The 18007-nt window shown below is 59.1% G+C and carries 17 protein-coding genes; all 17 read right to left on the bottom strand.

Annotated features, from left to right (window positions below):
* Positions 1-32: 32 nt before the first annotated feature.
* On the bottom strand, positions 33-1295 hold the full coding sequence (metK, locus tag EXN68_RS11565) for a methionine adenosyltransferase (protein WP_142840930.1): 1263 nt from the start codon (positions 1293-1295) through the stop codon (positions 33-35).
* Between the two features lie 188 nt (positions 1296-1483).
* Positions 1484-1903, bottom strand: coding sequence for a helix-turn-helix domain-containing protein (locus tag EXN68_RS11560; RefSeq protein ID WP_052820310.1), 420 nt, complete (start codon positions 1901-1903; stop codon positions 1484-1486).
* Positions 1904-2035: 132 nt separating this feature from the next.
* Positions 2036-3625: an apolipoprotein N-acyltransferase gene (lnt, locus tag EXN68_RS11555; protein ID WP_142840929.1), complete on the bottom strand. Its 1590-nt coding sequence runs from the start codon at positions 3623-3625 to the stop codon at positions 2036-2038.
* 223 nt (positions 3626-3848) lie between these two features.
* Entirely contained in the window at positions 3849-4994 is a 1146-nt protein-coding gene (locus tag EXN68_RS11550) for a hemolysin family protein (RefSeq protein WP_142840928.1), read from the bottom strand.
* A gap of 15 nt (positions 4995-5009) precedes the next feature.
* Positions 5010-5516 carry an rRNA maturation RNase YbeY gene (gene ybeY / locus EXN68_RS11545; protein WP_142840927.1) on the bottom strand — a complete coding sequence of 169 codons (507 nt, stop codon included), beginning with the start codon at positions 5514-5516 and terminating at the stop codon, positions 5010-5012.
* 10 nt (positions 5517-5526) lie between these two features.
* Complete coding sequence (locus tag EXN68_RS11540) at positions 5527-6582, bottom strand: PhoH family protein (RefSeq protein ID WP_142840926.1); 1056 nt, start codon at positions 6580-6582, stop codon at positions 5527-5529.
* A gap of 40 nt (positions 6583-6622) precedes the next feature.
* On the bottom strand, positions 6623-8026 hold the full coding sequence (miaB, locus tag EXN68_RS11535) for a tRNA (N6-isopentenyl adenosine(37)-C2)-methylthiotransferase MiaB (protein ID WP_161991303.1): 1404 nt from the start codon (positions 8024-8026) through the stop codon (positions 6623-6625).
* Positions 8027-8092: 66 nt separating this feature from the next.
* Positions 8093-8887, bottom strand: coding sequence for a lyso-ornithine lipid O-acyltransferase (gene olsA, locus EXN68_RS11530; RefSeq protein ID WP_142840925.1), 795 nt, complete (start codon positions 8885-8887; stop codon positions 8093-8095).
* 30 nt (positions 8888-8917) lie between these two features.
* A complete protein-coding gene (locus EXN68_RS11525; protein ID WP_046799341.1) occupies positions 8918-9346 on the bottom strand; it encodes a Fur family transcriptional regulator in 429 nt (142 codons plus the stop codon).
* Positions 9347-9416: 70 nt separating this feature from the next.
* A complete protein-coding gene (locus tag EXN68_RS11520) occupies positions 9417-9911 on the bottom strand; it encodes a GNAT family N-acetyltransferase (RefSeq protein ID WP_142840924.1) in 495 nt (164 codons plus the stop codon).
* Positions 9912-9972: 61 nt separating this feature from the next.
* Positions 9973-10641 carry a tRNA (adenosine(37)-N6)-threonylcarbamoyltransferase complex dimerization subunit type 1 TsaB gene (tsaB, locus tag EXN68_RS11515; RefSeq protein WP_142840923.1) on the bottom strand — a complete coding sequence of 223 codons (669 nt, stop codon included), beginning with the start codon at positions 10639-10641 and terminating at the stop codon, positions 9973-9975.
* A 21-nt stretch (positions 10642-10662) separates the two neighbouring features.
* Entirely contained in the window at positions 10663-11226 is a 564-nt protein-coding gene (locus tag EXN68_RS11510; RefSeq protein ID WP_052820288.1) for a NifU family protein, read from the bottom strand.
* A gap of 142 nt (positions 11227-11368) precedes the next feature.
* Positions 11369-11860 carry a universal stress protein gene (locus EXN68_RS11505; RefSeq protein WP_142840922.1) on the bottom strand — a complete coding sequence of 164 codons (492 nt, stop codon included), beginning with the start codon at positions 11858-11860 and terminating at the stop codon, positions 11369-11371.
* Positions 11861-11976: 116 nt separating this feature from the next.
* Entirely contained in the window at positions 11977-13041 is a 1065-nt protein-coding gene (trpS, locus tag EXN68_RS11500; RefSeq protein ID WP_142840921.1) for a tryptophan--tRNA ligase, read from the bottom strand.
* 101 nt (positions 13042-13142) lie between these two features.
* A complete protein-coding gene (locus EXN68_RS11495) occupies positions 13143-13547 on the bottom strand; it encodes a VOC family protein (RefSeq protein ID WP_142840920.1) in 405 nt (134 codons plus the stop codon).
* Positions 13547-15136, bottom strand: coding sequence for a murein biosynthesis integral membrane protein MurJ (gene murJ, locus EXN68_RS11490; RefSeq protein WP_142840919.1), 1590 nt, complete (start codon positions 15134-15136; stop codon positions 13547-13549). Before murJ ends, EXN68_RS11495 begins: the two co-directional genes overlap by 1 nt.
* Before the next feature lie 7 nt (positions 15137-15143).
* The gene (locus tag EXN68_RS11485) at positions 15144-17972 is read right to left on the bottom strand and encodes a [protein-PII] uridylyltransferase (RefSeq protein ID WP_142840918.1); all 2829 of its coding nucleotides are present in this window, start codon (positions 17970-17972) and stop codon (positions 15144-15146) included.
* Positions 17973-18007: the final 35 nt, after the last annotated feature.

Here is an 18007-nt window from a genome sequence, read left to right as displayed (position 1 = left end):
GGTATCTCTCAATCGCCGCCAAATAACAAGTGTTAGGCGCTCAACGCTTCCTTGAGCGGCTTCACCAGATCAAGCTTCTCCCAGGAGAAGGAGCCGTCACGGCCGGCCTTGCGACCAAAATGGCCGTAGGAGGACGTCTTGGCGTAGATCGGCTTGTTAAGATCGAGATGACGGCGGATGCCCGAAGGCGAGAGGTCCATGACCTTGCGGATCGCACCTTCAACCTGATCTTCGCTGACCTTGCCCGTGCCGTGCAGATCGACATAGATCGACAGCGGCTGGGCGATGCCGATAGCGTAGGAGATCTGGATTGTGCAGCGCTCGGCCAAACCGGCAGCCACAACGTTCTTGGCAAGGTAGCGGGCGGCATAGGCGGCGGAACGGTCGACCTTGGTCGTGTCCTTGCCGGAGAATGCACCGCCACCATGGGGGGCAGCACCGCCATAGGTGTCGACGATGATCTTGCGGCCGGTCAGGCCGGCATCGCCATCAGGACCGCCGATGACGAACTTGCCCGTCGGGTTGATGTACCACTGGCAATCGTCAGCGATCTTCAGGTCGCCCAGAGCTTCGCGGATATAGGGTTCGACAACGGCGCGAACCTTCTTCGAATCCCAGCTTGCATCGAGATGCTGCGTGGACAGAACGATGGATACGGCTTCCGAAGCCTTGCCATCGACGTAACGAACCGTCACCTGGCTCTTGGCATCAGGGCCGAGCTTTGCCGCTTCGCCTTCGCCGCTCTTGCGGGCGGTGGCGAGCAGCTGCAGGATACGGTGCGAATAATAGATCGGGGCCGGCATCAGGTCCGGCGTTTCCTTGCAGGCGTAACCGAACATGATGCCCTGGTCGCCAGCACCTTCGTCACCCTGCTTGTCGGAAGCATTGTCGACGCCCTGCGCGATGTCTGCCGACTGCGGATGCAGGAGAACATCGATCTTGGCGGTCTTCCAGTGGAAACCATCCTGCTCGTAGCCGATGTCGCGGATTGCCTTGCGGGCCGCGGACTTGAACTTGGAAGGATTGATGACCGGGTGGCCGGAGGCGTCCTTGACGACCTTGCCGTCCTTGTCCTTCTTCAGCAGGGTATCGGGAACCCGAACCTCACCGGCGATGACGACGCGGTTGGTCGTCGCAAGCGTCTCGCATGCGATGCGCACGGTCCAGGGGTCAACACCCGTCTTGGACGCTTCACGATAAATGAGATCGACGATTTCATCGGAAATACGGTCACAAACCTTGTCCGGATGACCTTCGGCCACGGACTCGCTGGTGAACAGGTAATTGGCACGCATGCGGGATTCCCCTCAAAGAACGGTCTTCGAGTTTGTTAGTCATTTCGGCCGCGAAAAACAAGGACACAACCACATAAATATATCTTTATGTGAGAATTCCTTTCTAATCCGGCACAAAAAAACGGCCCTTGCGGACCGTTGAGTGTCCGGCGCCCTTGCCGGAAATTATGGGCATCAACTGTGGAGACTTACTCCGCGTCTCCTTCGGCGGCGAGCGCCTTGACGAGATCAACGAGACGACGGCGGACCTTGGGATCGGCGATCTTCACAAAAGCGCGGTTCAGCTGCAAACCTTCAGCCGAGGACAGGAAGTCAACCACGTAATTGGAGCTGGAGGCTTCCGCCATGCCGGATGCGCCGCCAACCTGATCACCGGGAGCATCTTCGAAAAAGAAGGACACCGGAACGTTGAGGATCGCGGAAATATTCTGAAGGCGGCTCGCACCGACGCGGTTCGTGCCCTTTTCATATTTCTGGATTTGCTGAAAGGTAATTCCAAGGCTTTCGCCCAGCTTTTCCTGGCTCATGCCGAGCATGGTTCTGCGAAGACGAATTCGGCTTCCGACATGAATGTCGATGGGGTTAGGCTTTTTCTTATTCTCGGTCATCATGCGGTCCTGACACTCGGAAAGGGTTGATATCTCGCTTCATTACTATTCGAATAAATGAGCTGCATTTCGACAGCGTCTAAACTTGTTTTACGACTGACGTATTCACTATGCAATTGCGGGAGTTCCCGGTCAATTCTGACGCCGAGCAAAACTCCAGGCAGGAAATACCGCAACGATTAGCATGATTGAAAAAATCAACCAGAAATACGTCCGATGTGTGTCGTAAGTAAATGCGTCGTTTGACCCACCACTCAAAGTGGCGTCAACAATGCCAACCCGACCGTAATCCAACCCGGCAATAATGCGACCATAGGGGTCGATGACAGCCGAAATTCCGGTATTGGCGCCGCGAATCACCGGCACGCCCGTTTCAACCGCACGGACTCTTGCCTGCAAAAAGTGCTGATAGGGGCCAGGCGTGTCGCCGAACCAGCCGTCATTTGTCACGTTCAGAATTGCTGCCGAACCCGACAGACCCGGCGTCATCTCACCCGGAAAAATGATCTCGTAACAGATCAGGGGATAAAAGGTCTTGCCGGACGGCAACGTCAGGGGCGTGCGCGACGAGGCGGCCGAAAAACCACCCGGCAGGCTGATGACATTGTCGATGCCGAACTCCCGCAGAATGCCTTCGAAGGGGACGTATTCGCCAAAGGGCGTCAGGTGAACCTTGTCGCTTGCGGCGAGGATTTCGCCCTGGCTGTCGATCGCATAGACCGAATTGTAATAACGTGGTGGCCGACCGGCACCCTGATCTTCCATTCTGACAGCGCCGGTGAACAGGATTTGTCCATCTTCCAGCGTTTTTGCGATTTCCGCCAGAGCATCCGGGTTCTGCGTCAGGATGAAGGGCACGGAGGTTTCCGGCCATACGACGATATCGGGGCGCTTTTTCCCCTCGCCGGGCGGCAGCGCCGTCAGCCGCAGATGTTCGCCAAATATCTCCGCACGATCGGCATTCAGCATTTTGCGGGACTGGTCTATGGACGGCTGTACGATCCTGACCGTCAGTGCATCCTGCGGCGTTTCCACGGGTGTCTGAAGGCGATAGAAGCCATACCCAAAATGGCCGGCCAGCAGCAGGCCCGCCAGAGCGAGGCCCGGCCACATGCCTTTTTTTGTGCCAATCAGGGCCGGCGCGGCAAAAATAAAGACGGCGAGCGTGGTGACGCTGAAAAGCCCTAGCAGATGCGCGGACTGCATCATGACCGGAATGGGCATGATACCGTAGCCGATGGCGTTCCAGGGAAAACCGGTCGCAAGAAAACTGCGCAGCCATTCAAACAGGCCGAATGCGGCGGCAAGGGCGGCGATACGGCCAAGACCATCCGACCAGACGATGTTGGCCGCAGCGACTGCAAAACCATAAAACAGCGCAAGAAGAGCCGGAAGGCCGATGATGGCGAGCGGCAGTGCCCAGGCGAATTCGTCTGCCTCCAGCAACAGGGCATTACCCAGCCACCAAAGGCCCGCCACGAAATAGCCGAAGCCGAAACACCAGCCGATGCCAAAGGCGGGCAGGATGCGGCTGAAGATGCCGCCGCCGGGCTTGCCCGTGCAGCCGTCCACCAGCCAGACAAGCAGCGTGAAGGAGAAAAACAGCGCCGCGAAAAAACCGAATGGAGGCAAAGCCAGCGCACCAACCGCGCCTGCGGCAATCGCCATCACTGCTCGGCTTTTGCCACCGGCCAGCATTACCCTGCCTGCAAGACGCTCCATGCCATCTCCGTTTTATGCGCGTCCGGAAAATACCGCTCCCGGCAAGGCGGCGCCGCGGAATTTTCCCTCAGACCCGGAGTAACGGAAAAAAGATTCGCAGTCCACAGGAGTGGAGGAAGCCCTGATGACCCGGCGTGTTTTTCGTCGGCCCACAGAAGCATCAGAAGCGGTCAAATCGATATTGAAGCAGCGAACCGACGGGTATTATCCCGTCGGATCCTGTTCAGTCGGCATTCTGCTGGTGCGTGATAAGGCGCACATCCGGCGCGGGCAGCGCAATTACCTCATTGGCATGAGCGTCGCCTGGCGCGCGATCATCCTGCCCTTCCGAGCCGTGATTACGGACAATGCGGACACCCTTGATGCGCCGTGTATCCGCATCGAGAATCTGGAATTCGAAACCGGGCACGGCCCTGACCACCTCGCCCTTGGCCGGAATACGGCCGAGCGCAAAGAAGATGAGCCCACCGAGCGTATCGATTTCCTCCAGATGTTCGCGGACATCGAATTCCGGCCCGATCGCCTCAGCGAGTTCCGTAAGTTCGGCGCGGGCATCGGCCACAAGCACGTCGGGGGACAGGCGCGAAAACATCGCCTCGTCCTTGTCGTGCTCGTCGTCGATATCACCAACGACCATCTCGACGATATCTTCGTGGCTGACGAGACCGTCGGTGCCACCATATTCATCGATCACGAGGGCGAGCTGGGTTCTCTGGGCCTGCATGGTCTTCAAAAGATCGGAGGCCAGCATCGAGGGCGGCGCGAACAGAATTTTACGCACCAGCCCGGCATCGGCAACCGTCTGCTCCAGATCGACCCGCGCCAGATCGAAATTCGGGCGCGGCGAACGCGGCGCTTTCGCTTCGCCATAAGCGACGCTGCGCGATCCCGCCCGGCGCTTGTTGCGGGCCTGCTTTGCGACGTACGCCAAGAGATCGCGAATGTGGATCATGCCCTTCGGGTCATCCAGCGTTTCGTCATAGACCGGCATGCGCGAGCGCCCGGTTTCCTCAAAGAGGATCAGCGCCTCGCCGATTGTCATGTTCTGATCGAGACCGTCAATATCGACCCGCGGGATCATGATATCTTCGACTCTAACCTCACGGAAACGCAGGATATTGTTCAACATCGCCCGTTCTTCGGGCGAAAAGGCGGCACCGATTTCGGTGTCATCCATCAGCGCGTCGGTCAAATCCTCGCGCAGGCGCTCGCCTTGAGACGGTCTCAGCAACCGCGCGATGCGCGACCAGATCGTCGATCTCGGCTTTGCGTTGTAGTCTTGACGTAAATGACTACTGCCCTCTTCCGAGGAGGACTGCTCGCCGTTTTCTCTGCCCTCATTGGCAGGTCGTGCAGAATGTTCGTTCATGGCTCCAGACAATATTCAAAGCGGTTCCTGACCCGCGTATGGATCAGATAGGCCAAGCACCGCCAAAATGCGAGTCTCAAGCGACTCCATTTCTTCCGCTTCTTCCTCGTCCATGTGGTCATAACCAAACAAATGCAGGAACCCATGAACGAGCAGATGGGTCAGATGATCCTCGAAACTCTTGTCAAGTTCAAGGGCCTCACGCTCAACCGTCTCGCGCGCGATGACGATATCGCCCAGCATCGGGCCGGGCATACCGCCCGGTTCCAGCGGAAAAGCGGGGAAAGACAAGACATTGGTCGCCTTGTCCTTGTCGCGCCACTCGGCATTGATTTCCCGAATATTTTCATCATCGGTAAAGACCAGCGACAGCTCCACCGGCATTTTCGGGAAGGGTTGCTCCTCTTCCCGCTTCAGAAAATCGACCGCCGCGTCCAGCACCTTGGTGGCAAAGGCAGCCAAGTCCTCTTCCGAGGACCAGCCTTCGGCCTCGATGCTGATTTGAATATCCAGAGCTGTCATTGTCTTTACGTCAGCTGCCCTTCACGAGGCTTTCATCCGGCACCGCCGTGTGGGATTCATACGCCCGGACAATACGCGCCACCATCGGATGACGCACGACGTCGACATCCTTGAAGCGCACGACCGACACGCCCTCCACATCGGTGAGGATTTGCAGGGCCTCGACAAGACCGGATTTCACGCCGCGCGGCAGGTCCACCTGGCTCGGGTCGCCGGTCACGATCATACGGCCGTTTTCACCAAGGCGGGTGAGGAACATCTTCATCTGCATGGTCGTGGTGTTCTGGGCTTCGTCCAGAATGACGGCGGCGTTGGCAAGGGTGCGGCCGCGCATGAAGGCGAGTGGGGCGATTTCGATGACGCCTGCCTGAATGGCGCGCTCCACCTTGTCACCCGGCATCATGTCATAAAGCGCGTCATAAAGCGGACGAAGATAGGGATCGACCTTTTCCTTCATGTCGCCCGGCAGGAAGCCCAGCCGTTCGCCCGCCTCGACGGCAGGACGCGACAGGATGATACGGTCAACCGCACCGCGCTCCAGAAGCTGCGCGGCATGCGCCACGGCAAGATAGGTCTTGCCGGTGCCGGCAGGGCCGACGCCGAAAACCAGCTCGGATTGCTCCAGCGCCCGCATATAGACATCCTGCGTCGGCGTGCGGGCAGCGATGGTCTTCTTGCGGGTGGAAATCTGCGCCATGGAAATCTTCGCCTTGCGCTCCATCGTCGGCAAGGTCAGTTGATCGTCCGCGGCCATCGCCATGCGGATCGCGCCTTCCACGTCGGAAACCTCGGCGGTTCCGCCCTTGAGCAGACGTTCGTAGAGGAAATCCAGCGCCCGGCGGGCCTGATTGGTGGCGACGACATCACCGGTGATGGCGACGGAATTGCCGCGCGGGCGCGTATCAATGTTGAGGCGCTGTTCCAGCAATTTCAGGTTCTGATCGAACTGACCGAATAGCTCTCCCGCTATCCTGTTATTCTCGAACGTGAGGACGAAGTGATTGGCGTCGGTCGCGGCTTGGCGTGGCTGGCGCGATGAAGGTGATACCAATTCATGTGCGTTCAAGCGGTCAGGCTCCTGTCCCAATCAGTGTCGGCTCCTCACTCTAACTCTCTGCCACCTCGGCAAACAAGCTGTTTGGACCCGTTGCGGTGATTCGTACATTAACAATGTCACCGATTTTCAAAGTCTTTGCATCAAGATTCACGGATTGCAGCCAGGGGGAGCGACCTATCAACTGTTCAGGCATGCGGCCGGGCTTTTCCAGCAACACATCCATGGTCTTTCCGACTAGCGATTCCGCAAATTCCTTCTGCTGCCGCAGCAACAGCGCCTGCAATCTCTCCAGCCGCTCGGCCTTTACCTCTTCCTCGACCTGATCGTTAAGGTCAGCGCCCGGCGTGCCGGGACGGGTAGAATATTTGAAGGAAAAAGCCTGCGCGTATTTCACCGTCTCGACCATCGCCATCGTGTCTTCGAAATCGCGATCCGTCTCGCCGGGGAAGCCGACAATAAAATCTCCCGACATGGCGATATCAGGGCGGGCGGTGCGGATTTTTTCGATAAGCTGGATATATTCCTCGCCCGTATGGCGACGGTTCATTGCTTTCAGAATGCTATCCGACCCTGACTGCACCGGGAGATGCAGGTAAGGCATGAGGATCCGGAGATCGCGATGGGCGCCGATCAGCCGATCGTCCATGTCACGCGGATGGCTGGTGGTGTAGCGAAGCCGGGCAAGACCCGGAATTTCCGCCAGCCGGTAAAGCAGTTCGGCAAGACCCCATTTATCGCCCTTCGGGCCTTCGCCCTGCCAGGCGTTGACGTTCTGTCCAAGCAGCGTGATCTCCCGCACGCCGGCATCCACCAGTTTCATCGCCTCATCGACGATCTGCCGCACGGGACGGGAGACTTCCGAGCCACGGGTATAGGGTACGACGCAGAAGGTACAGAACTTGTCGCAGCCTTCCTGCACCGTCAGAAACGCGGTGACGCCGCGGGTGCGCAACGTCGCCTTTTCAGCGACCGGCAGATGCTCGAACTTGTCCTCGACCGCATATTCGGTCTCGATGACGCGTTCACCGCCGCGCACCCGCTTCAGGGCATCCGGCAGGCGGTGGTAGGTCTGCGGGCCAATAACGACGTCCACGGCGGGCGCGCGGCGGAGAATTTCCTCGCCTTCGGCCTGCGCCACGCAGCCGGCAACGCCGATCATGAATTCGCGGCCCTGCTCTTCGCGCGATTTTTTCATGTCGCGCAGACGTCCAAGCGCCGAATACACCTTTTCAGCCGCTTTTTCGCGGATGTGACAGGTGTTCAGCAGAACCAGATCCGCCTCGCCCATATCTTCGGTCTGAACGTAACCGTCCTTCGCCAGCGCATCACTCATGCGGACGGAATCGTAGACGTTCATCTGACAGCCATAGGTCTTGATAAAGACCTTGCGGCTGTTAGAGCCCTCGCGGGCGATCATGTGTGGGGCGTCAAGGCCAAGCGTTTCCTGGGTCATGGCCGCTATTTAGTGTTTTTCCCGGCCAGATTAAACAAAAAAATCCCGGAAAGAGCGACGACACCGCTATTTCCGCCAGCCGCCGCGCAGGCTGAAGGCCAGCATGGAACGGATGGAAGCAGCGATATCGGTCGCCAGGCGCTTGCGGTTATCCGTGCTGTGAAATGGAACACTCTCGCCGAAGGTCACGTCCACATCAATGGCGCCGGCCTTGATGATGCCAAGCAGATGCGGCACCAGCGTTATGCTGCCCGGCCAGGCGGCAATAACCCGGTGGTAGCGGCCCATGGCCATCCCATGTACCCGCGTATAGGCAATCGCAACCGGCTGCACATAAACCAGCTTGCCCGGCACCTGTTCAGCGGCGGTGGAGGCCGCACCGAACAGCGAGGATTTCACCGCCAGCATTCTGTTCCCATCCGAAGTGGTGCCTTCCGGAAACAACACGACAATCTCGCCGTCGGCCATGCGGGCAGCGATCTCGCCGACCTGTGCGCCAGTGCTCCGCTTCTGCTCGCGCTGAACGAAGATGCTTTTCTGCAGGCGGGCGAGCCAGCCAAAAACCGGCCAGTCCCGCACTTCCGTCTTGGCAATGAACACAACGTCGGCAATGCTGCCGAGAACGAGGATGTCCTTCCACGAGGCGTGATTGACCGCCAGCATCAGCGGTTTTGCCCGCTCCACCTCTCCGTGAACATGCACACGAATGCCGAGAACATGACAGGCAATGCGATGCCATAGGCGGGGAATACGGCGACGCAGCCGCCAGTCGAAGGCAAGGCCCAGCAGTTGCAGCGGCAGCAGCATGAGCGTGACGATCAGGAGGACGATCGCGATATAGGCTGTGCGCAGCCACATCATGAGTGAAACGCCCGTTTGTTCACCGGCGTCTCAGCGTTCGTCGGGCTTCAACGGCACGCCGTAGAGTTCCAGCCTGTGATCCACCAGCTTGAAGCCGTGCTCGCGGGCGATCTTTTCCTGCAGCGCTTCGATTTCCGGCGAATGAAACTCGATGACCACGCTGTTCTTCAGATCGATCAGATGATCGTGGTGCTCTTCGGGCACGGTCTCATAACGCGAACGGCCATCGCGAAAATCGTGCCGTTCGATGATACCGGCATCTTCGAACAGCTTCACCGTTCGGTAGACGGTGGAAATCGAGATGCGTGGATCCACCGCGGAGGAACGGCGGTACAATTCCTCGACATCCGGATGGTCGGCCGATTCCTGCAGGACACGGGCAATGACGCGGCGCTGGTCCGTCATCCGCATGCCGCGCTCGGCACAAAGCTCCTCCAGCGTTTTCGAAAGGTCTATCACGTCTTCTGGCCTTTTGAGTATTCCGGTTGAATTTTGCGGCTCTCGCCGAAAAAATGCCTGTCGCAGGGAACTAGCGAAGATCGCGGCGCATGACAAGCGCCGTCGACTTGGTTCCATCCCTGGAGGTGTAATAGGCCTTGCGCTCCGCAACCGTCTTGAAGCCGAGCTTTTTATAAAGCCCGAGAGCGGAGGTGTTGCCGTTGTCCACCTCGAGAAACATGGTTTCAGCGCCGCGCATCATCGCTTCACGTACCGCCGACTGCATCAGGCGCCAGCCGAGACCGGTGCGTCCGAACTTGTCGGAAACCGCAACGGTCAGGATTTCCGCCTCGCCCGCCACTTCCCGCGCCAGCACAAAACCGCCGAGAGGCTTGCTGAAGAACGCGTTGGTCTGGCGGGCAACGGCGCCAAAAACCGAACCTTGCGTCAACAGCCCGGAAAATTCACCGTCATTCCACGGGCGCGGAAAACGCAGCGCATGCAGTTCCGCCACCGCGGCGCAATCCTCATGCTGCATCGGCACGATCTCGAAATAGGGTTTCCAGCTCAGATATTCGTCAAACATAATAGGAATCTGGCATCAAAAGAATCGGGCATTACAGGAATCATTCACGGGCAATGCCCTATCAGGCAACGTCCTGGCGTGCCAGCGCAAAACCGGTTTGCGGACGGGCATCCGGACCGCGCAGATAAAGCGGCGCCGGTTTCGGCTGACCCGCCGGCTTGCGCGCCGCCGAGCGTGCAACCGAAGCAATCGGGAAATGGTCCGGCCCCGAGCCGATTTCCTCTCCTGCAAACAGCGGCGCGGCCGAACCAATCACGGCACCATCGAAACCGGAAAGAACGCCCCTGGCATCATTCAGAGACAAAAGTGTCGCCTCAGCGAGCGGCGATCCATCCGCCGCGAAAGTCTGGAGATATGCTTCGCCACGTTTGGCATCCAGCCCGACGGCCACCGGCCGGCCGGGATTTGTCAGCAGATGATGCAGGGCAAGCGTTTCAAGCGTGGTGATGCCAACGGCCTCGACGCCAAGCGACAGGGCAAAGCCGCGCGCAGCAGCGACACCGACACGAATGCCAGTGAAGGAGCCCGGACCGATGGTCACGGCAATACGCTCAACCTTCTGCAGCGGGAGTTGCGCCTGCTGCAAGGCGCCATCGATGACGGCCATCAGCCTTTCGGCATGACCCTTGCCGATCATTTCGCACACCTCGCCGAGTACCCTGTCGGAGGCGCTGTCATAAACGCAGGCGGAACAATCCACACCTGACGTGTCGAGTGCGAGAACAATCATGTCGGGACCTGGCTTACGATGTCATACCGCTTCGACTTCGCGCACTTCCGGCACGAAATGGCGAAGCAGGTTCTGAACACCGTGCTTCAGCGTGGCCGTGGAGGACGGGCAACCCGAGCAGGCGCCCTTCATGTTCAGGAACACGGTGCCATCACGGAAACCGCGGAAAGTAATGTCGCCGCCATCCTGCGCCACGGCAGGACGCACACGGGTTTCCAGCAGTTCCTTGATCGTGGCGACGATTGTCTCGTCACCCTCTTCGAAAAACTCGTCCTCTTCGTCCGAGACTTCCGCCGCAATCGCCGTACCCATGATCGGGCGACCGGACATGAAGTGTTCCATAATCGAACCGAGAATGGCGGGCTTCAGGTGCTGCCATTCCGCATCGTCTTTGGTCACGGTTATGAAATCGAAGCCGAAATAAACGCCGGTGACGCCGGGAATCGTAAAAAGACGCTCCGCCAGCGGAGAAGCCTGCGCCTGCGAAGGATTGAGAAACTCAGCTGTCCCGCTTTCCAGCACCACCTTGCCGGGCAAAAACTTCAGCGTGGCGGGGTTGGGCGTGGCTTCCGTCTGAATGAACATCATCGTCTCCTTCGAGGTCGCGGTTCACGCCTCGTAATTTAGAATTCTTCCAAAATACGCCCGGCGAAGCTTCACTTCAAGCCCTGACATGATAATTACATTCAAGAAATCGTCAGCCCCTAAATCTTGTCCGAAACCCGGATCAGCAGAGCGCATCGATTTCCTCATCCGTCAGCGTATCCGGCAGGACAGTGACGGGAATGGGGAAGGCTGCCCCTCGCCCGGCGATGGAAGATACGAGCGGCCCCGGCCCTTCCTTTGTCGAACCCGCCGCCAGCACGAGAATGGCGATATCGCGGTCTTCTTCGATCAACCCGTGGATCTGCTCGGTGGCGCTGCCTTCGCGGATCACTGATTCAGGCTCGATGCCGATTGTCTCACGCACCTTCTGGGCGATCTTGGCAAGCGTGGCTTCCGCCTCCTCGCGGGCCTCGGCCCGCATGATCTGCTCGACACCCAGCCATTGCTGGAAATCGCCTTCCGGGATCATGTAGAGCAGCACCAGCCCGCCATTGGAATTCTTGGCGCGACGACCGGCATAATGCACGGCCCTTTCGCATTCCGGTGTGTCGTCGATAACAGCGAGAAATTTGCGACGATGCCCTTCCAGACGCGACAGCCGTGTTGAAACCATTCCGCACTCCCTAAGGTCCGCCGTGATCCGAGAACCGCCCGACGGTTCGGGCGGAGATTATATCAAATCACGGCAGGCGCAAACCGCCCGCCGCATCAGCGCGGCAGCGACCTCTCTCAGCGCAGGAAGCCGATGATGTCGCGCACCTCGTTCATCGTCTTTTCGGCAATAGTACGCGCCCGCTCACCGCCCTCTTTGAGGATGGCGTCGATATGGGTCGGGTCATCGAGAAGGCGGCGCATTTCGTTGTTGACCGGCGCGAGCACGTTGACGGCAAGTTCGACGAGTGCCGGCTTGAAGGCCGAGAATTGCTGTCCACCGAATTCGGCCAGAACGTCCGCCTTCGTCTTGTCGGAGAGCGCAGCATAGATGCCGACGAGGTTTTCCGCCTCGGGGCGGCCCTTCAGGCCTTCCACTTCGCTCGGCAGCGCGTCAGGATCGGTCTTTGCCTTCTTGATCTTCTTCGAAATCGCGTCGACGTCGTCCATCAGGTTGATGCGCGACAGGTCGGACGGGTCGGACTTCGACATCTTCTTGGTGCCGTCCTTCAGAGACATGACACGCGGCGCCGGGCCGCCAATCAGTGGCTCCACCATCGGGAAATAGGCGTGCACCGGCTCGTCGCCCACCTTGATATCGAGGCCGAGACCGGCATTGCGGATGTGGTCGCCGAAATCGATGTTGAATTTCTGGGCGATATCGCGGGCCAGTTCCAGATGCTGCTTCTGGTCGTCACCAACAGGAACGTGCGTGGCGCGGTAGACGAGAATGTCGGCGGCCATCAGGCTCGGATAGGCAAGCAGGCCAAGCGAGACCTGTTCGGCATTCTTTCCGGACTTGTCCTTGAACTGCGTCATGCGCTCCATCCAGCCGATACGCGCCACGCAGTTGAACACCCATGCCAGTTCCGCATGCTGCGGCACGGCCGACTGGTTGAAGACGATGTGCTTTACGGGGTCGATGCCCGAGGCGATGAAGGCGGCCGCGATCGAGCGGGTCTGCGCCTTCAAGTCAGAATGAACGAGCTGGGCAGTGATGGCGTGCATGTCGACGACGCAATAGATGCAGTCGTTATCTTCCTGCAAAGCCACGAACTTGCGGATAGCGCCGAGATAATTGCCGAGATGCAGATTGCCGGTCGGCTGGACGCCCGAGAAAACCAGCGGCTTGAATACGTTCATTGTCGTCCTCGAAAAGGCTTGTGGAGGGCCCCGCCCCGTGATTTGAATTGCACGCGCTTATGCACCCGCAGCCCCTCGCAATCAAGCGGTTTCAGGGCATATCAGCCGCGCGGCTGAAGAAGATCCCAGCGATTTCCATAAGGGTCGACAAAGACCGCGACGGAGCCGTAAACCTCATGGCGCGGCTCTTCCAGAAAACGCACGCCGCGCGCCAGCATCGTCTCGTAGTCGCTTTGAAAATCATCGGTATTGAGGAAAAACCCGACACGTCCGCCGGTCTGATTGCCAATGGCAAGCCGCTGCGATTCACCATCGGCCTCGGCAAGCAGCAGGGCGCAGCCGTCGGTGCCTTGAGGTTTCACCACCAGCCACCTTTTGCCATCACCAAGCGGCTGATCGGAGAGGCACTCAAACCCCAGAACCTCGCAATAAAACGCCTTTGCCCGATCGTAGTCATCGACCACGAGGGTGACGAGGGCGATGCGGCGGTTTTCGGCAAAGGACATCAGCCTGCCTCCGTCTCGACGTTCTTTTTGCCGCGCTTGCGAATGGCGCGCTTGACCATGCCGATATCAGCGCCGCCCGAAGCGAAGGCCAGCACGAAATAAACCAGCATGGCGGCAAAAACGAGAGCCATGATGGTGCCGGCCTGAACGAAAATCGACGAGGCCGAAGATAGCTCGAAACTAAGCCAGGTCAGCGCATAGTGGACGAAGCCCGCCATGAGGGCGGCAGCCAGCAGCAGCCGCGGAATGCGAGTAAGCAGCGGAATATCCACCTGCCAGTGACCGCGCCACAGCAGCATGGCAAACAGCAAGGCGGCATTCACCCAGCCGGCGGTGATCTCGGCAATGGCGATGCCTGGACCGCCGAGACGCGGAAACAGCGTCAGCGCCAGCGAGACGTTCACCACCACGGAAATTGCTGCGAAAATCATCGGTGTGCGGGTGTCTTCGCGGGCGAAGAAGCCCGGAATGAAGGCCTTTATCAGCACGAAAGCCGGCAGGCCAAGACCATAGATGCCGAGGATTTGCGCAACAGTGATGGTGGCGGACGGCGAAAAATTGCCGCGCTCATAGAGAAAACGGACAATCGGTTCCGCCATGACGAGAAGGGCAGCGGCAGCGGGCAAGGTCAGGAAGAGTACGAATTCGACCGAACGGTTCTGCAGGCTTCCCGCCTCGACCATATGGCCACCGCGCAGGGCGCGCGCCAGTTCCGGAAGAAGCACGGTGGCGACAGCGATACCGACGACACCGAGCGGGAGCTGGTAAATCCGGTCCGCATAGGCAAGCGAGGAGATCACTCCTTCGCCAGCAGAGGCGATATTGGTGTTGATTAGCAGGTTGATCTGGGTGATGCCGCCGGTAATTGCCGCCGGCAGCGCGAGGACCAGAAGCCGCTGCACATTCTTCGTCAGTCGTGGCCTGCGGAAACCGATGCGCATGCCGGCATTGCGCACGGCAATCCAGACGATGGCAAGCTGCACCAGACCCGCCACCATCACCCCCCAGGAAAGGGCATAACCCACCTGCAGGGGATCATAATTCTTCCACCATGCCCAAGCGAGCACGCCGATCAGGATGATGTTGAGGAAAACCGGAGCGATAGCAGCCGCGAAATAGCGGTGCAGCGAGTTCAACATGCCACCCATCATCGCCGCCAGCGACATGCAGGCGAGATAGGGGAACATGATGGTGGCAAGATGCACCGTGTTATCGAACTTCACCGGATCTTCGAGGAAGCCCGGTGCAATCACGGTACGCACGATGAACGGCATCGACAATTCCATCAGGATTGTCAGAGCCAAAAGCACGGTGAACAGGACGCCGAAAACTTCCTCGGAAAAGCGCCTTGCGCCCTCCATGCCGTTCGCCTCGATTTCCTTGGCGAAGAGCGGCACGAAAGCCGAGTTGAACGCGCCTTCGGCAAAAAGCCGCCGGAAGGTGTTCGGAAAACGGAAAGCGGCATTGAAGGCATCGGCCACCGGGCCGGTGCCGACGGCGGCAGCCATCAGGGTTTCCCGGAGGAAGCCGAAGATGCGGCTGCCGAGCGTGGCGGTGCCGACGGTGGCGAACTTGCCGATCAGACTCATGGGCGCTTCAAGCCTTTGCCGTGCGCGCGGCCGGCAGTGCGGCCACGTCGGGATGGGCGATGATGCCGTTCGGCATGCGGTCGCGCAATTCATCTTCCTGTTCGCTCATCACCGCCTTCAGGCGGGTGGCGATGCTGGCCTGCCGGTTGTCGTTCGTCACCTTCTGCCCGAAGAGATCAGTCACATAGAAGGTGTCGATGACCTTTTCGCCAAAGGTGGTGATGCGGGCGGAATGAATATCGAGCGACAGATCGGCGATGACAGCCGTCATATCCGCCAGCAGGCCCGGCCGGTCGAGGCATTCGACTTCAATAACGGTGAACTTGTTCGACAGCCCGTTGGAAATGATGACCGAGGGCGGAATGATGAAGGCGCTTTTTTTCTTGCGGCTCTTGGTGCGCGTCGCGATCATTTCCGGCAGGCGCTGCTTGCCGGACAGAACCTCCTCGATGAGCTTGCCGACATTGTTGCCGCGCCGCGTCTCATCTTCATCGATCGGAAATTCACGGTTGATGAGGATCGTATCGAGCGCCCGTCCATCCGATGTGGTGAAAATCTGCGCATCGGCAATGTTGGCGCCGGCCGCCGCGCAGGCGCCTGTTATGATCGACAGCAGGCGCGGATGGTCGGGCGCCAGCACGGTAATTTCCGTAATCGCGTGGAAGGAATGGGTACGCACCATGGTCGACAGTGCCTTTTCCTGCTTGTCGGCCTCGCGGATGAAGCGGGTGTGGCGCACCTGATCTTCCAGCGCCACCGTCAGCAGATAGGGCTCGTAATGCAGCTTGGTATATTTGCGCCGCGCCTTTTGGCCCCAGTCGTCCAGTGCCTCGTAAAGCGCCTGCCGGGCGATCTGTGCGCGTTCCTTGCGAGAGACTTCCGAGAAGCCACCGGAAAGCAGCAGTTCCGTCTCGTAATAAAGCGAACGCAGCAACTGTCCCTTCCAACCGTTCCACACACCCGGACCAACGGCGCGAATATCGCAGACCGTCAGGATGAGCAGCATCTTCAGCCGCTCCATGGATTGCACCTTGTCGGCGAAATCGGTGATGGTCTTGCGGTCGTGCAGATCGCGTGTCTGGGCGACCATGGACATCAGGAGATGCTGCTCGATCAGCCAGACGACGGTTTCGGTCTGCTTGCCGGTGAGGCGGAAACGCTGGCACAGCTTGCGGGCCACGCGCGCGCCGGCAATCGAGTGGTCTTCCTGCCGCCCCTTGGCCACATCATGCAGCAGGACGGCGACATAAAGCGCTTCGCGCTCCTCAAGACCCGGCATCAGCTGGTTGGCCAGCGGATGGGCATCGACAGCCGTCCCCTTGTCCACCTCGGACAACACACCGACCGAACGGATCAGGTGCTCGTCCACGGTATAGTGATGATACATGTTGAACTGCATCATCGCGACGATCTTGCCGAATTCGGGAATGAATTTGCCGAGAACGCCTGCCTCATTCATGCGTCGAAGCGTTAATGCAGGATCGCGCCGCGAGGTGAGGATCGACAGGAAAAGCCGATTCGCCTCCTCGTTTTCCCGCAGAGCATCGTTGATGAGCGACAGCGAGCGCGTGACGACGCGCAAGGCATCCGGGTGCAGTTCGAGATTGTTGATATCGGCGATGTGGAACAGCCGGATCATATTAACCGGGTCATTCTTGAAGACGTCAGGTTTGGCCAGCGCGATGCGCCCCCTATCCTCGACGAATTCCACCGAACCCGGAATTTTACGCACACGATGCGCGAATCGGCTGAGAACGCCGGAGAGGCCCGGTACATCCTTCGCCTGCCGGTCTTCCAGTGCGGCGCAGACGATGCGGGTGAGGTCACCCACATCCTTCGCCACGAGGAAATAATGCTTCATGAAGCGCTCGACGGCCGAAAGGCCGGGGCGCGGCTGGTAGTTCAGCGCATCGGCGATCTCGCGCTGAATATCGAAGGAAAGGCGCTCTTCCGCTTTATTGGTGATGAAATGCATCTGGCAACGGACAGCCCAGAGAAAATCATCGGCCTTCTCGAACAGCCTGAGTTCACGCCGCGACAGAACACCGAGCTTGACGAGATCGGCGGTATCGCGAACGTGGTAATAATATTTGGCGATCCAGAACAGCGTGTGCAGATCGCGCAGGCCGCCCTTGCCTTCCTTGACGTTCGGCTCCACCAGATAACGCGTGTCGCCAGCCTTGCGGTGACGCTGGTCACGCTCGGCGAGCTTGGCTGCGATGAATTCCGGGCCGGTGCCAGTGACGACTTCCGCCTCGAAGCGTTTTTCCAGATCGTCGGTCAAAGATTTCTTGCCGCAGATCGCCCGCACTTCCAGAATTGCGGTCCTGATCGTCATATCGGATTTGGACAGGCGAATGCACTCATCCACTGTGCGGGTGGCATGGCCAACCTTGAAGCCGAGATCCCAGAGCAGATAAAGCACGAACTCCACGGCCTTGTGCATATCAGGCGTATTTTTCGCGGGCAGCAGGAACAGGAGGTCGATGTCCGATCCCGGCGCCAGTGTGCCGCGGCCGTAACCACCGACGGCCGCCACCGCGATCTGCGGGGCATCCTTCGGATAGGCATATTGGCAGGCGAGATCATAAAGCGTCTCGATCAGGCGGTCCTGAAGCCAGGAAATGCGGCGGGCGCAATCAATGCCGCTGCCATCAGCCTTCAGCAGTTCGCGGACCTTTTCCCGGCCTTCCGTGCTGGCCTTGCGAAACAGCGGCAGAAGGTCGGACCTGACATCGGCGATGCGCTTGCCATCTTCCTTAAAGATGATGTCGCAGTCGCGCTTCAGCGCCGAGACATCGAGAATTTCGGAAAAATCCAGGTCCTTGATGGCCATCTATGCCGGTATCCATGTCCTGTGGGAAATCCCAC

The sequence above is a fragment of the Martinezella rhizogenes genome (assembly GCF_007002745.1).
GTDB lineage: Bacteria > Pseudomonadota > Alphaproteobacteria > Rhizobiales > Rhizobiaceae > Agrobacterium > Agrobacterium cucumeris.
The sequence above is the reverse complement of the archived record's forward strand: the minus strand, read 5'-3'. Positions and strand labels throughout refer to the sequence as shown.